This window comes from Streptococcus huangxiaojuni (assembly GCF_040930515.1).
Classification (GTDB): Bacteria; Bacillota; Bacilli; order Lactobacillales; family Streptococcaceae; genus Streptococcus; species Streptococcus huangxiaojuni.
The window spans coordinates 1-13691 of record NZ_JBFQEG010000011.1 but is presented as its reverse complement, the minus strand read 5'-3'; the positions used below and the strand labels follow the sequence as shown (position 1 = coordinate 13691).

26 protein-coding genes are annotated in these 13691 nt (G+C 42.0%); all 26 read left to right on the top strand.

Features of this window, described 5'->3' with window-relative positions:
- The first annotated feature begins 43 nt into the window (after positions 1-43).
- Positions 44-280, top strand: coding sequence for a hypothetical protein (locus AB3329_RS07145; protein WP_368395128.1), 237 nt, complete (start codon positions 44-46; stop codon positions 278-280).
- Between the two features lies 1 nt (position 281).
- Positions 282-560, top strand: coding sequence for a 30S ribosomal protein S19 (gene rpsS, locus AB3329_RS07140; protein WP_003079295.1), 279 nt, complete (start codon positions 282-284; stop codon positions 558-560).
- A 17-nt stretch (positions 561-577) separates the two neighbouring features.
- Positions 578-922 carry a 50S ribosomal protein L22 gene (gene rplV, locus AB3329_RS07135; RefSeq protein ID WP_067064805.1) on the top strand — a complete coding sequence of 115 codons (345 nt, stop codon included), beginning with the start codon at positions 578-580 and terminating at the stop codon, positions 920-922.
- A 12-nt stretch (positions 923-934) separates the two neighbouring features.
- On the top strand, positions 935-1588 hold the full coding sequence (gene rpsC / locus AB3329_RS07130; protein WP_067064808.1) for a 30S ribosomal protein S3: 654 nt from the start codon (positions 935-937) through the stop codon (positions 1586-1588).
- Positions 1589-1591: 3 nt separating this feature from the next.
- The gene (rplP, locus tag AB3329_RS07125; protein ID WP_067064810.1) at positions 1592-2005 is read left to right on the top strand and encodes a 50S ribosomal protein L16; all 414 of its coding nucleotides are present in this window, start codon (positions 1592-1594) and stop codon (positions 2003-2005) included.
- A 9-nt stretch (positions 2006-2014) separates the two neighbouring features.
- On the top strand, positions 2015-2224 hold the full coding sequence (rpmC, locus tag AB3329_RS07120) for a 50S ribosomal protein L29 (RefSeq protein ID WP_067064813.1): 210 nt from the start codon (positions 2015-2017) through the stop codon (positions 2222-2224).
- Between the two features lie 23 nt (positions 2225-2247).
- Complete coding sequence (gene rpsQ, locus AB3329_RS07115) at positions 2248-2508, top strand: 30S ribosomal protein S17 (RefSeq protein WP_067064815.1); 261 nt, start codon at positions 2248-2250, stop codon at positions 2506-2508.
- A gap of 27 nt (positions 2509-2535) precedes the next feature.
- Positions 2536-2904, top strand: coding sequence for a 50S ribosomal protein L14 (rplN, locus tag AB3329_RS07110; protein WP_067064818.1), 369 nt, complete (start codon positions 2536-2538; stop codon positions 2902-2904).
- A gap of 71 nt (positions 2905-2975) precedes the next feature.
- Positions 2976-3281: a 50S ribosomal protein L24 gene (rplX, locus tag AB3329_RS07105; protein WP_368395125.1), complete on the top strand. Its 306-nt coding sequence runs from the start codon at positions 2976-2978 to the stop codon at positions 3279-3281.
- A gap of 23 nt (positions 3282-3304) precedes the next feature.
- Positions 3305-3847, top strand: a complete 543-nt coding sequence (gene rplE / locus AB3329_RS07100; protein WP_067064822.1) for a 50S ribosomal protein L5 — start codon at positions 3305-3307, stop codon at positions 3845-3847.
- Positions 3848-3862: 15 nt separating this feature from the next.
- The gene (locus tag AB3329_RS07095) at positions 3863-4048 is read left to right on the top strand and encodes a type Z 30S ribosomal protein S14 (protein WP_067064824.1); all 186 of its coding nucleotides are present in this window, start codon (positions 3863-3865) and stop codon (positions 4046-4048) included.
- 126 nt (positions 4049-4174) lie between these two features.
- Positions 4175-4573, top strand: a complete 399-nt coding sequence (gene rpsH, locus AB3329_RS07090; RefSeq protein WP_368395123.1) for a 30S ribosomal protein S8 — start codon at positions 4175-4177, stop codon at positions 4571-4573.
- Between the two features lie 124 nt (positions 4574-4697).
- On the top strand, positions 4698-5234 hold the full coding sequence (gene rplF / locus AB3329_RS07085; protein WP_368395122.1) for a 50S ribosomal protein L6: 537 nt from the start codon (positions 4698-4700) through the stop codon (positions 5232-5234).
- A gap of 96 nt (positions 5235-5330) precedes the next feature.
- Complete coding sequence (gene rplR, locus AB3329_RS07080) at positions 5331-5687, top strand: 50S ribosomal protein L18 (RefSeq protein WP_368395120.1); 357 nt, start codon at positions 5331-5333, stop codon at positions 5685-5687.
- A gap of 18 nt (positions 5688-5705) precedes the next feature.
- On the top strand, positions 5706-6200 hold the full coding sequence (rpsE, locus tag AB3329_RS07075) for a 30S ribosomal protein S5 (RefSeq protein ID WP_067064834.1): 495 nt from the start codon (positions 5706-5708) through the stop codon (positions 6198-6200).
- Between the two features lie 14 nt (positions 6201-6214).
- Positions 6215-6394 (top strand): 50S ribosomal protein L30, encoded by a 180-nt coding sequence (gene rpmD, locus AB3329_RS07070; protein WP_067064841.1) that lies wholly within the window; start codon positions 6215-6217, stop codon positions 6392-6394.
- 240 nt (positions 6395-6634) lie between these two features.
- On the top strand, positions 6635-7075 hold the full coding sequence (gene rplO / locus AB3329_RS07065; RefSeq protein WP_368395117.1) for a 50S ribosomal protein L15: 441 nt from the start codon (positions 6635-6637) through the stop codon (positions 7073-7075).
- Positions 7076-7091: 16 nt separating this feature from the next.
- A complete protein-coding gene (gene secY / locus AB3329_RS07060; protein ID WP_368395116.1) occupies positions 7092-8402 on the top strand; it encodes a preprotein translocase subunit SecY in 1311 nt (436 codons plus the stop codon).
- 283 nt (positions 8403-8685) lie between these two features.
- Positions 8686-9333: an adenylate kinase gene (locus AB3329_RS07055; protein ID WP_368395115.1), complete on the top strand. Its 648-nt coding sequence runs from the start codon at positions 8686-8688 to the stop codon at positions 9331-9333.
- Positions 9334-9450: 117 nt separating this feature from the next.
- On the top strand, positions 9451-9669 hold the full coding sequence (gene infA / locus AB3329_RS07050; RefSeq protein WP_001040189.1) for a translation initiation factor IF-1: 219 nt from the start codon (positions 9451-9453) through the stop codon (positions 9667-9669).
- Between the two features lie 24 nt (positions 9670-9693).
- Positions 9694-9810 carry a 50S ribosomal protein L36 gene (gene rpmJ, locus AB3329_RS07045; RefSeq protein WP_001808836.1) on the top strand — a complete coding sequence of 39 codons (117 nt, stop codon included), beginning with the start codon at positions 9694-9696 and terminating at the stop codon, positions 9808-9810.
- 22 nt (positions 9811-9832) lie between these two features.
- Complete coding sequence (gene rpsM / locus AB3329_RS07040) at positions 9833-10198, top strand: 30S ribosomal protein S13 (RefSeq protein ID WP_067064864.1); 366 nt, start codon at positions 9833-9835, stop codon at positions 10196-10198.
- Between the two features lie 18 nt (positions 10199-10216).
- Positions 10217-10600, top strand: a complete 384-nt coding sequence (rpsK, locus tag AB3329_RS07035) for a 30S ribosomal protein S11 (protein WP_067064867.1) — start codon at positions 10217-10219, stop codon at positions 10598-10600.
- Positions 10601-10649: 49 nt separating this feature from the next.
- The gene (locus AB3329_RS07030; RefSeq protein ID WP_368395104.1) at positions 10650-11588 is read left to right on the top strand and encodes a DNA-directed RNA polymerase subunit alpha; all 939 of its coding nucleotides are present in this window, start codon (positions 10650-10652) and stop codon (positions 11586-11588) included.
- Between the two features lie 14 nt (positions 11589-11602).
- Positions 11603-11989, top strand: a complete 387-nt coding sequence (rplQ, locus tag AB3329_RS07025; RefSeq protein WP_067064873.1) for a 50S ribosomal protein L17 — start codon at positions 11603-11605, stop codon at positions 11987-11989.
- A gap of 312 nt (positions 11990-12301) precedes the next feature.
- Positions 12302-13582 (top strand): glutamate-cysteine ligase family protein, encoded by a 1281-nt coding sequence (locus tag AB3329_RS07020; RefSeq protein ID WP_368395101.1) that lies wholly within the window; start codon positions 12302-12304, stop codon positions 13580-13582.
- The last annotated feature ends 109 nt before the right edge of the window (positions 13583-13691 follow it).

Sequence of the window (13691 nt, the reverse complement as noted above, 5' to 3'; positions counted from 1 at the left end):
GCGTTTGAACAACAATTAGCTGCAAAATCAAATGAGCGGCTGTGTGGTTTTGCCTGCTGGGCAGCATGCTTTGAGCAAGGAAAACATGCAGACACGCTTTATCACTACTAACATCCGCCAGCTCGGTAGGGTAAGGACAGATAAATCTGCCTCTATAAACCCGCTTCTGCAGGCTCAATCTTTTGGTTTGCTGGCAGGGGCGCTTGGTCTGAGAGGATGGTACGGTTTTTCTGTCTTATTCCCAAGCCGCTGTGGTATCTATTTAAAGGAGAAAGATTAAAATGGGACGCAGTCTTAAAAAAGGCCCTTTCGTCGATGAGCACTTGATGAAAAAAATTGAAGCTCAGGCTAATGACGAAAAGAAAAAAGTAATTAAAACATGGTCACGTCGTTCAACGATTTTTCCAAGTTTTATTGGGTATACAATCGCTGTTTACGATGGACGCAAACATGTTCCTGTCTATATTCAGGAAGACATGGTAGGTCATAAATTGGGTGAATTTGCACCGACTAGGACTTACAAAGGTCACGCAGCTGACGATAAGAGAACACGTCGTTAATAGGAGGAGAAAACACAATGGCAGAAATTACTTCAGCTAAAGCAATGGCTCGTACAGTGCGTGTTTCACCTCGGAAAACACGTCTTGTGCTTGATCTTATTCGAGGGAAAAATGTTGCTGACGCAATTGCAATTTTAAAGTTTACGCCTAATAAAGCCGCTCGTGTGGTTGAAAAAACCCTTAATTCAGCCATCGCCAATGCAGAAAACAACTTTGGTTTAGAGAAGGCTGATTTAGTGGTATCTGAAACATTCGCTAATGAGGGACCAACGATGAAACGTTTCCGTCCCCGTGCGAAAGGGTCGGCTTCGCCGATTAACAAACGGACAACTCACGTTACTGTAGTTGTAGCAGAAAAATAAGGAGGTAAAATCGTGGGTCAAAAAGTACATCCAATTGGTATGCGTGTCGGAATCATCCGTGACTGGGATGCGAAATGGTATGCTGAAAAAGAATACGCGGATTACCTTCATGAAGATCTGGCGATCCGTAAATTTATCAACAAAGAATTGGCAGATGCTTCAGTTTCTACCATTGAAATTGAGCGTGCTGTAAATAAAGTAATTGTAACAGTTCACACTGCTAAGCCTGGTATGGTTATCGGGAAAGGCGGTTCTAATGTTGATGCTCTTCGTGCACAGCTTAATAAACTGACAGGCAAGCAAGTACACATCAATATTATTGAAATTAAAGCACCGGATCTCGATGCTCATCTGGTCGGCGAAAATATTGCCCGTCAGCTCGAGCAGCGTGTCGCTTTCCGCCGTGCTCAAAAACAGGCTATTCAGCGGACAATGCGTGCGGGAGCTAAAGGAATTAAAACCCAAGTTTCCGGCCGTTTAAACGGTGCTGATATTGCGCGGAGCGAAGGCTACTCTGAAGGAACAGTTCCGCTTCACACACTTCGTGCAGATATTGATTATGCTTGGGAAGAAGCTGACACAACCTACGGTAAACTCGGTGTTAAAGTCTGGATTTACCGCGGCGAGGTTCTTCCTGAACGTAAAAACACTAAAGGAGGGAAATAACAAATGTTAGTACCTAAACGTGTTAAACACCGCCGCGAATTTCGCGGAAAAATGCGTGGTGAGGCTAAAGGCGGCAAACAAGTCGATTTTGGTGAATACGGTCTTCAGGCAACAAGCAGCCACTGGATTTCCAACCGCCAAATTGAAGCTGCCCGTATTGCTATGACACGCTACATGAAACGTGGCGGTAAAGTTTGGATTAAAATTTTCCCTCATAAATCATACACCGCAAAAGCAATCGGTGTACGTATGGGGTCTGGTAAAGGGGCACCTGAAGGCTGGGTAGCACCAGTTAAACGCGGCAAAGTAATGTTTGAAGTTGCAGGTGTTTCTGAAGAAGTAGCGCGTGAAGCCCTTCGTCTGGCCAGTCACAAGCTGCCGGTTAAGACTAAATTCGTAAAACGTGAAGCAGAGTAAGGAGAAGACATGAAACTTCAAGAAATTAAAGATTTTGTTAAAGAGCTTCGTGGCTTGTCTCAAGAAGAGCTTGCTAAAAAAGAAAACGAACTCAAAAAAGAATTATTTGACCTTCGTTTCCAAGCTGCAGCAGGTCAGCTTGATCAAACTGCACGTTTGCGCGAAGTGAAAAAACAAATTGCCCGTGTTAAGACTGTGCAGGCTGAAACGAAAGAATAGATTGGGAAAGGAGTCTTCTAATAATGGAACGTAATAAACGTAAAGTTCTTATTGGACGTGTTGTGTCTGATAAGATGGACAAAACAATTACTGTTATAGTTGAAACCAAGCGTAATCACCCAGTCTATGGCAAGCGTATCAACTATTCAAAGAAATATAAAGCACATGATGAAAACAATCTTGCTAAAGAAGGCGATATTGTTCGTATCATGGAAACTCGTCCGCTGTCGGCTACAAAACATTTCCGTCTTGTCGAAGTGATCGAGAAAGCTGTTATTATCTAATATTGAAACTAAAAGGAGACAATTGAAATGATTCAACAAGAAACTCGCTTGAAAGTTGCTGATAATAGCGGTGCTCGTGAAATCCTGACTATTAAAGTACTTGGTGGTTCAGGACGAAAGATTGCTAATATCGGCGATGTTATCGTTGCTTCGGTAAAACAAGCTACTCCTGGTGGTGCTGTTAAAAAAGGTGATGTTGTTAAAGCTGTTATTGTTCGTACAAAATCAGGCGCTCGTCGCCCAGATGGTTCTTATATCAAATTTGACGAAAATGCGGCTGTTATCATCCGTGATGACAAGACACCTCGCGGGACTCGTATCTTTGGTCCGGTTGCCCGCGAATTGCGTGAAGGCGGCTATATGAGGATCGTTTCTCTGGCACCGGAAGTTATTTAAACCACAAACGAAGTCCCCTAGCTTGAGCTAGGGTGCCCTCAGGGCGTAAGAAATATCATAGGAGAAAATTAATGTTTGTAAAAAAAGGCGATAAGGTTCGCGTTATTGCTGGAAAGGACAGAGGGGTCGAATCCGTTGTTCTTAAAGCTCTTCCAAAAGTAAATAAGGTTGTTGTTGAAGGTGTTGCTATTGTTAAAAAACACCAAAAACCAAATGCTGCCAACCCTCAAGGCGCTATTGTTGAGCAAGAAGCACCCATTCATGCGTCAAATGTGCAAGTGCTGGATAAAAACGGTGTTGCAGGGCGTGTCGGTTACAAATTTGTTGACGGCAAGAAAGTCCGTTACAATAAAAAATCAGGCGAAGTGCTTGATTAATCACGAAGGAAAGGAGAGGCATAATGGCAAATCGCTTAAAAGAAAAATATGTTAATGAAGTTGTTCCTGCTTTGACAGAAAAGTTTAACTACACTTCTGTGATGGCTGTGCCTAAGGTTGAGAAGATCGTTCTCAATATGGGCGTGGGTGACGCTGTTTCAAATGCGAAGAACCTTGAAAAAGCAGCTGAAGAATTGGCTCTTATTTCAGGACAAAAACCGTTAATTACCAGAGCTAAAAAATCAATTGCTGGCTTCCGTCTTCGTGAAGGTGTCGCAATTGGTGCAAAAGTTACTCTTCGCGGTGAGCGGATGTATGATTTCTTAGATAAATTGGTAACTGTTTCACTGCCGCGTGTCCGTGATTTCCACGGTGTTTCCACAAAGTCTTTTGACGGCCGCGGGAACTATACACTTGGTGTGAGAGAGCAGCTGATTTTCCCGGAAATTAATTTTGACAATGTTGATAAGGTTCGCGGACTGGATATCGTCATTGTTACTACTGCCAATACTGACGAAGAGTCACGAGAATTGCTGACGGGTCTTGGCATGCCTTTTGCGAAATAAAAAGGAGGATTTAAATTGGCTAAAAAATCAATGATTGCTAAGAGCAAACGTCCTGCAAAGTTCTCAACGCAGGCTTATACACGCTGTGAACGCTGCGGACGCCCGCACTCGGTTTACCGCAAATTCAAACTTTGCCGTGTTTGCTTCCGTGAATTGGCTTATAAAGGCCAAATTCCAGGTGTAACAAAAGCTTCTTGGTAAATAATGAATCAGGCTGCCTGCATAACAGATGGAGTAAGATTATGGATTTTGCTGCAGCCTTTGTATCATTCATTAACTAGCAAGTGAGTGTATCAAACTACTAGTAAATAGAGGAGAAATAATAAAATGGTTATGACTGACCCAATTGCAGACTTCTTGACGCGCATCCGCAATGCCAATCAAGAAAAGCATGAAATGCTTGAGGCGCCTGCATCTAATATCAAAAAAGGGATTGCTGAAATCCTCAAACGCGAAGGCTTCATAAAAAATGTAGAAATTATTGAAGACAATAAGCAAGGCATTATTCGTGTTTTCTTAAAATACGGTCCGAACGGCGAACGTGTCATCACTAATTTGAAACGTATTTCAAAACCAGGCCTGCGTGTCTACGCCAAAAGAAGAGATGTTCCTAAGGTTCTTAACGGACTTGGAATTGCGATTATTTCGACATCAGAAGGTCTTTTGACTGATAAAGAAGCTCGTCAAAAGAATGTTGGCGGAGAAGTTATTGCTTATATCTGGTAAAATCTCGAGAGAGATTCTGCCTAAAAATACTCATTTGAAGATAGGCTAAAGCCTTTGTATCATGAGTCCCCGTGAAAACTAGTCGCCTGCGGCGGCTTGATAATCTAACAGGAGAAATTGAATTATGTCACGTATTGGTAATAAGGCAATTGTATTGCCTGCCGGTGTTGAAATCACCAATAAAGATAATCTTGTTACGGTAAAAGGCCCTAAAGGGGAGCTCAGCCGTGAATTTAACAAGGATATTGAAATTAAAACTGAAGGCAGTGAAATAACACTGCATCGCCCCAACGATTCTAAAGCAATGAAAATGATTCATGGAACAAGCCGTGCTAATTTAAATAACATGGTAGTCGGTGTATCAGAAGGCTTTAAAAAAGAACTTGAAATGCAAGGGGTTGGGTACCGTGCTCAGCTTCAAGGCAAAAAATTAGTCCTTTCCGTTGGGAAATCCCATCAAGATGAAGTAACTGCTCCAGAAGGCATTACTTTTGAAGTGCCGTCAGCAACATCAATCGTTGTCAGCGGAATCAATAAAGAAGTTGTCGGTCAGACAGCTGCTTATATTCGCAGTCTTCGTGCTCCTGAGCCTTATAAAGGCAAGGGTATTCGCTATGTTGGTGAATACGTTCGCCGTAAAGAAGGTAAAACAGGTAAATAGGAAGGCTGTAAAATATGCAGGGCTCTGTTTCTGCGTATTAAGTGCTTTGTATTTAGTAATAAAACAAAGAAAAATAATATTTAAGAGGTGAAAATTGTGATTTCAAAGCCAGATAAAAATAAACTCCGTAAAAAACGCCACCGTCGCGTTCGCGGTAAACTCTCTGGAACTGCTGATCGCCCACGTTTGAACGTTTTTCGTTCTAATAAAGGCATCTACGCTCAAGTAATTGATGACGTAGCGGGTGTAACGCTTGCAAGCGCATCAACTCTTGATAAAGACGTTTCTGATGGAACGAAAACAGAACAGGCCGCTGTTGTTGGTAAATTAGTCGCTGAACGCGCAGTAGCTAAAGGTATTTCTGAAGTGGTGTTTGACCGCGGTGGATATCTCTATCACGGACGTGTGAAAGCTTTGGCTGACTCAGCTCGTGAAAATGGATTGAAATTCTAAGAGGGAGGACACTGAATAATGGCATTTAAAGACAATGCAGTTGAACTTGAAGAGCGGGTAGTTGCGATTAACCGAGTAACAAAAGTTGTTAAAGGGGGCCGTCGTCTTCGCTTTGCAGCGTTAGTTGTTGTCGGCGACCGCAACGGTAATGTCGGTTTTGGCACTGGTAAAGCTCAGGAAGTACCTGAAGCTATCCGTAAGGCTTCAGAGGCTGCTAAGAAAAATATGATTGATGTCCCAATGGTAGGAACAACAATCCCGCATGAAGTTCGGTCAGAATTCAGCGGAGCACGTGTTCTGCTGAAACCTGCGGTTGAAGGGGCCGGAGTTGCTGCTGGCGGTGCAGTGCGTGCCGTTGTTGAATTAGCAGGTATTGCAGATGTATCTTCTAAATCATTAGGCTCTAATACGCCAATCAATATTGTGCGTGCAACAATGGAAGGTTTGAAACAGCTTAAACGTGCTGAAGAAGTCGCTTCCCTGCGCGGACTTTCAGTAGCTGATTTGGGATAAGAAAGGAGATTGACATGGCTCAAATTAAAATAACTTTGACTAAGTCTCCGATCGGACGCAAACCAGAGCAAAGAAAAACACTTGTTGCCCTCGGACTTAGCAAGATAAACAGTTCAGTTGTTAAAGAAGACAATGCAGCCATTCGCGGTATGGTAAACAGAGTAGCGCATTTGGTAGCTGTTGAAGAAGGCTAACTGATCTGGTCAAAGCAGTTGTGCTGTTTTTGCCTCTTTCTTCACAGGCAAAGCAAAGCCAGACATCAGTCTGCTTCTTAAATTTAGCAGACTGCGCTGCTGTTTGACTGCTGTATATAAAAAGTTAAGTCGCGAGTTTTCTTGCGGCTTAAACTAAATCATAAGTATAGGCGAGTTGGTAGGGCATAAATCCTTTGTGCTCTACTGGCGCTAGCATTTTACAATAAGGAGAAAAAATAAATGAAACTTCATGAACTCAAGCCTGCTCAGGGCTCTCGCAAAGTTCGTAAACGTGTAGGCCGCGGCAGCTCATCTGGAAATGGGAAAACTGCCGGCCGTGGACAAAAAGGCCAAAAAGCCCGCAGCGGCGGTAGCATCCGTCTAGGTTTTGAAGGTGGACAAACACCGTTGTTCCGCCGTCTTCCAAAACGCGGTTTCACTAACATTAACGCCAAAGAATACGCTCTTGTTGGTCTTGAGCAGTTAAATGTTTTTGAAGATGGTACAGAAGTAACACCGGATCTTCTTAAGAAGAAGGGAATTATCCGTTCCGAAAAATCAGGAGTGAAAATTCTTGCCAACGGTGAACTGACTAAAACTTTGACTGTTAAAGCAGCTAAATTTTCAAAAAATGCTGAAGCAGCAATCACTGCTAAAGGTGGTTCTACTGAAGTCGTTTAATGAGAGGTAGCTCATTATGTTCTTTAAATTACTCAAAGATGCCTTAAAGATAAAAAATGTCAGAAGTAAAATTTTCTTTACGCTCTTTATTATTTTGGTCTTTCGAATAGGTACCCATATCACCGTTCCGGGGATTAATGCTAAAAATCTGGGGCAGCTCAGCGATCTTCCGTTTTTAAATATGCTGAATCTGGTGAGTGGTAATGCTCTGGGCAATTTTTCAGTATTTTCAATGGGGGTCAGTCCTTATATTACGGCCTCTATCATTGTACAGCTCCTGCAAATGGATATTGTTCCGCGCTTTGTTGAGTGGAGCAAGCAAGGGGAAGTTGGCCGCCGAAAACTCAATCAGGCGACCCGCTATATCTCTTTGGTGTTTGCCTTTGTCCAATCTATCGGTATCGCCTACGGTTTTAACACCTTGTCAAGTGTAGGGATTGTGGCGACACCTAATCTGCAAACCTATTTGCTTATTGGTGCACTGTTAACGACAGGAAGTATGATTGTGACTTGGCTGGGAGAGCAAATCACAGATAAAGGTTTTGGAAATGGTATTTCAATGATTATCTTTGCTGGGATTATCTCGTCGATTCCTGACACTGTCCGTACGATTTATGAGGACTATTTTGTCAATATCCGCGTCAGTGAATTAAATCGCTCTTTCATCGTTGTCGGTATCTTAGTTCTTGCTACACTTGCTGTTATTTTCTTTACGACATTTGTTCAGCAGGCTGAGTATAAAATTCCGATTCAGTATACGAAACTTTCGCAAGGAGCACCGACTAGTTCTTATCTTCCTTTGAAAGTTAATCCGGCCGGTGTTATCCCAGTTATTTTTGCCAGCTCTATCACAACCATTCCCAGCACAGTTATTCCCTTTTTCCAAAATGGAAGGGATATTCCTTGGCTGACTACTTTGCAGAATCTTTTAAATTATCAAACGCCTTCAGGGATGTTTGTTTACGCTTTGCTGATTGTACTTTTTTCTTTCTTCTATACGTTCGTTCAGGTCAATCCGGAAAAAACTGCAGAAAATCTGCAGAAAAATTCTTCTTATATTCCTAGTGTGAGACCTGGCCGGGAAACAGAAGAGTATATGTCGTCCTTGCTGAAAAAACTAGCAACAGTCGGCTCAGTTTTCCTTGCTTTTGTTTCTTTGAGCCCTATCGTTGCTCAGCAATGGTTGAACCTGTCTTCAAGCGTTGCATTAGGGGGAACTAGTCTCTTGATTTTAATTTCAACAGGCATTGAGGGTATGAAACAGCTGGAAGGCTATCTCTTAAAGAGACAGTACGTTGGCTTTATGAATACAGCTGATATCGGATGATAGCTGTATATTAAGAATTTAGATTTGTGATATTCAGATTGATGGCGGACTTGAGGCAGCTTTCCGGTTTGTCCACGAAAGGACTGAGAAAAGCTTTGGAATAAACTCAAGTTCGCTTATTTTGAGATAAGAACCCATGAATCGTAAAATTTAAATTGTTTGTCTGGTTTCTTAAGGTTTTAGGAATCTGGTCAGCCGAAAAACTTTTGGGCAAACTGCCATTAAACTTAAACTGTGTCAGAAAAGTATGGTTCTGCCCATTGCATTCACTAAGGAGATTAGCATGAATCTTTTGATTATGGGACTGCCGGGTGCTGGTAAAGGTACTCAGGCGGCTAAGATTGTTGATGAGTTCGGAATAGTGCATATTTCTACCGGCGATATGTTTCGCTCAGCCATAGCTGATCAAACTGAGATGGGCTTGCAGGCTAAAGCCTATATAGATAAAGGGGAGCTTGTACCGGATGAAGTAACAGACGGTATCGTAAAAGAACGCTTGGCTCAGGCGGATATTGCTGAGAAAGGCTTTCTGCTTGACGGCTATCCGCGTACAATTGAGCAGGCTCATGCCCTTGATACTATTCTGTCAGGCTTAGGTTTGAAGCTTGATGGCGTTATCAATATTGATGTTGATCCATCCTCTTTATTGGAACGTCTCAGCGGACGGATTATCAACCGCAAAACGGGAGAAACCTTCCATAAAGTTTTTAATCCGCCGGTTAAAGATGAAAACTATAAGGAAGAAGACTATTATCAGCGCGATGATGATAAACCAGAGACAGTCAAACGCCGTCTTGATGTCAATGTTGCGCAAAGTGAGCCTATCCTTGCTCATTACCGCAAGGAAGGGATTGTTTTTGATATCGAAGGAAACCAAGCGATTGATTCGGTTTTTCAAGCTATCAAAAAAGCAGTTGAAGCGATGAAATAATTGCTCTGCCTCACTTGCGTAAGCAGAAGAGACGTGATATAATAGGCTAGTCTGGCTTATAATGGTTATCTCTGTGTCCAGAGATAAGCAAATCGAAATTTAGGGGGGTGCTTTTGCGTGGCAAAAGAAGATGTGATTGAAATCGAAGGTAAGGTTGTTGAAACGATGCCCAATGCAATGTTTACTGTTGAGTTGGAAAACGGACACCAAATTTTGGCAACTGTATCAGGAAAAATCCGGAAGAACTACATTCGTATTTTGGTAGGTGATCGTGTTACTGTTGAGATGAGTCCATATGACTTGACACGCGGCCGAATCACATACCGCTTTAAATAATCGAAATAATTGGAGGGATTGAAGATGAAGGTAAGACCATCGGTTAAACCAATCTGCGAATACTGCAAGGTTATTCGCCGCAACGGTCGTGTTATGGTGATTTGTCCGGCAAATCCAAAACACAAGCAACGTCAAGGTTAAAGAAATTTAGAAAGGAGAAAACATGGCTCGTATTGCTGGAGTGGATATTCCAAACGATAAACGTGTGGTTGTTTCATTAACTTATATTTATGGGATCGGTTTGCCAACAGCGAAAAAAATTTTAGCAGCTGCTGAAGTCTCAGAGGATATTCGTGTTAAAGATTTAACAACTGATCAAGAAGACGCCATTCGCCGCGAGGTTGATAATGTTAAGGTCGAAGGAGATCTTCGCCGCGAAGTTAATTTAAACATCAAACGTTTGATGGAGATTGGCTCATATAGAGGAATCCGCCATCGCCGCGGTCTGCCTGTCCGCGGACAAAATACCAAAAACAACGCTCGTACTCGTAAAGGAAGAGCTGTTGCCATTGCTGGTAAGAAGAAATAAAATAGGAGGTGGCAAAAATTGGCTAAACCAACACGTAAGCGTCGAGTGAAGAAGAACATCGAATCCGGTGTTGCTCATATTCACGCTACATTTAATAACACTATTGTTATGATTACAGATGTGCATGGCAATGCAATTGCTTGGTCATCGGCTGGTGCTCTTGGGTTTAAAGGTTCTCGTAAATCAACCCCATTTGCTGCCCAAATGGCTTCTGAAGCTGCTGCCAAATCTGCACAAGAACATGGGCTCAAGACTGTTGAAGTTTCTGTGAAAGGTCCAGGTTCAGGTCGTGAGTCGGCTATTCGTGCGCTCGCTGCTGCCGGTCTGGAAGTGACTGCAATCCGTGATGTGACTCCTGTGCCGCATAATGGTGCTCGTCCTCCAAAACGTCGTCGTGTATAATCATATAATTAGTAAGTAGTACACAAGATTCGTTTCGAGGGGGAAATAAATGATTGAGTTTGAAAAACCAATAATAACAAAAATTGATGAAAATAAAGATTATGGCAGATTTGTTATCGAACCGCTGGAGCGCGGCTATGGAACAACTCTAGGTAATTCTCTTCGTCGTGTACTTCTGTCTTCACTTCCGGGTGCAGCAGTAACATCAATTAAGATTGATGGAGTACTCCACGAATTTGATACAATCCCGGGTGTACGCGAAGATGTTATGCAGATTATCCTTAATATTAAGGGACTTGCGGTAAAATCTTACGTAAATGATGAAAAAATGATTGAACTTGATGTTGAAGGTCCTGCAGAAATTACTGCCGGAGACATTTTGACTGACAGCGACATTGAAATTGTTAATCCTGATCACTATTTATTTACAATCGCAGAAGGCTACAATTTGAAAGCAACGATGACTGTTGCAACAAACCGTGGTTATGTACCTGCAGAAAACAATAAAAAAGATGATGCACCTGTGGGAACACTGGGAGTAGATTCTATATACACACCAGTGAAAAAGGTTAATTATCAAGTAGAGCCTGCCCGTGTCGGCAGCAATGACGGTTTTGATAAATTAACAATTGAAATCATGACTAACGGCACAATTATTCCGGAAGATGCCTTAGGTCTTTCAGCTCGCGTTCTTATTGAACATTTAAACTTGTTTACTGATTTGACAGAAGTTGCCAAAACAACTGAAGTAATGAAGGAAGTTGAAACGGTTAATGATGAACAAGTGCTTGATCGTACTATTGAAGAATTGGATTTATCGGTGCGTTCATACAATTGTTTGAAGCGTGCAGGAATTAACACAGTTTTTGATTTAACAGAAAAAACTGAACCAGAAATGATGAAAGTCCGTAACCTTGGCCGCAAAAGCCTTGAAGAGGTAAAAGTAAAACTTGCAGATCTTGGTCTGGGCTTGAAAAACGATAAATAACATAGGAGGACAAAATGGCTTATCGTAAATTAGGACGTACGAGTTCACAGCGTAAAGCAATGCTTCGTGATCTGACGACAGATCTGATTATCAACGAGTCTATTGTTACAACAGAAGCGCGTGCTAAAGAAATTCGCAAATCTGTTGAAAAGATGATTACTTTAGGTAAACGCGGTGATTTACATGCGCGCCGTCAGGCTGCTGCCTTTGTTCGTAACGAAATTGCGTCAGAAAGCTACGATGATGATGCAGATAAGTATGTATCAACTACAGCTTTACAAAAACTGTTTGACGATATTGCACCCCGTTATGCTGAGCGCAATGGAGGCTATACGCGTATTTTGAAAACAGAACCGCGCCGTGGTGATGCTGCCCCAATGGCAATCATTGAATTAGTATAAATCATCAGTTTTGTTGAGTGTTATGATGATGGATTTATAAGAAAGATAAATCTTAGTCTAGCTCTGGTCTACCGCTGGGTTTTCCCCGGCGGTAACACTCATCATGATGAAGCAACACTTGTTTGCGAAATCTTTCTAGAAGTGTAGAAGGACTTCGCAAGCAGGTGTTTTTTTAATATTTGGAAGTTTGTCGGCCAGAACAGCAGTCGATTTTCAATAAAAACGAGCTTTGGCTGTCATCTGTGAGTAACAATCATTGGTTTTTCTGTATAATTTTGCTATAATAAGGCTCAAACAAAAGAGGAGGGGCCTATGAGCACAGCGATTCATTTATTAAAAGAAAAATATCTGCTGCCTATTCAGAAGAAGCCGGAACTCTATGTTGGTGTAGAACTGGAGTTTCCTATTGTTAATTTGGCCCAAAAAGCTACAGACCTTGCTGTCGCAAAGGGACTTTTGTCCTATTTAATCCACAGCGACCTGCATTTCGAAGCAGAAGAACAAGACTGGGAAGGGAACCCTATCCAAGTGGTAAATGCCAATGGGGACCGCATTTTATTTGAAGTTTCGTATAACACTTTAGAGTTTGCTTTTGCCAAGGCAGAAAGTATTCAGGAGGTAGAAGCAAAATTTTCAGTTTATCTTGAAGTCATTCAGTCTTATTTGAGGGAGAGACAGCATGAACTGCAAGGAAGAGGGATACACCCCTTCTGGAATTTAAATGACAATTCAGCCGTACGGCTGCCGCGTTATCAGATGCTTTTAGCTTTTTTGGCCCGTTCCAAGCAGAAGAAATCATTCGCCTTTCATTCTTATCCGCTGTATGGTTCTTTTATATGCGGGAACCAAGTCCAGTTAGATGTCAGCCGAGACAATTATTTAAATGTTATCAACGCTTTTAATAAAATTGAAGCCGCTAAAGCTTATCTTTTTGCTAACTCGGAATTTCCCGCTGAAGAATGGGATACTAAAATTGCCAGAGACATCTTTTGGGAAGACTCCATGCATGGTTATTTTCAGGAAAACGTGGGAGTAAATGAGAAAAATTTCCAAACAGAAGAAGAGTTTTTTGCTAATCTGGCAAAGACCGCAGTATTTACTGCAGAAAGAAAGGGAAAATATCTGTATTTTGATCCAATAAGGGTCGATGAGTATCTGGGTAAAGATACTATCGCCGCTTTTGACTTGAAAGGGCAGGAGGTGCCCATTAAGCCAGAACAGGGAGATCTGCTCCTTCATCGCAGCTATCAGTATCAGAACTTGACAAAGCGAGGAACGGTTGAATTCCGTAGTGTTTGCACGCAGAAATTTGAGAACACTTTTGCACCAACAGCTTTTCATCTGGGACTGATAGCCAACCTAAAAGCTTTTGAACAGCTTTTGGCCGATAATGACTTTTTTGTGAAATACGGACGAGACTATAAGGCTCTACGCAGATACTTTTCCCGAAAGCAACTCAGTGCTCAGGATCATGATTATATCAGCACTTTTTGTCAGCACTTGCTGGAGTGTTCAGCCCAAGGTTTGATAAAAAGAGGCTATGGTGAAGAAGAATATTTAAAAAAATACCAAAAACCCCTTGACAATAGATGAGAAGAGATGCTATACTAATTGAGCTGTCAGAGAGAGTCTGAGGGGAAAAAAGGAAAAAGTCCTTGACAGCTCTCGTATGATTTGCTAGAATAAAGGAGTTGTCTCAAAG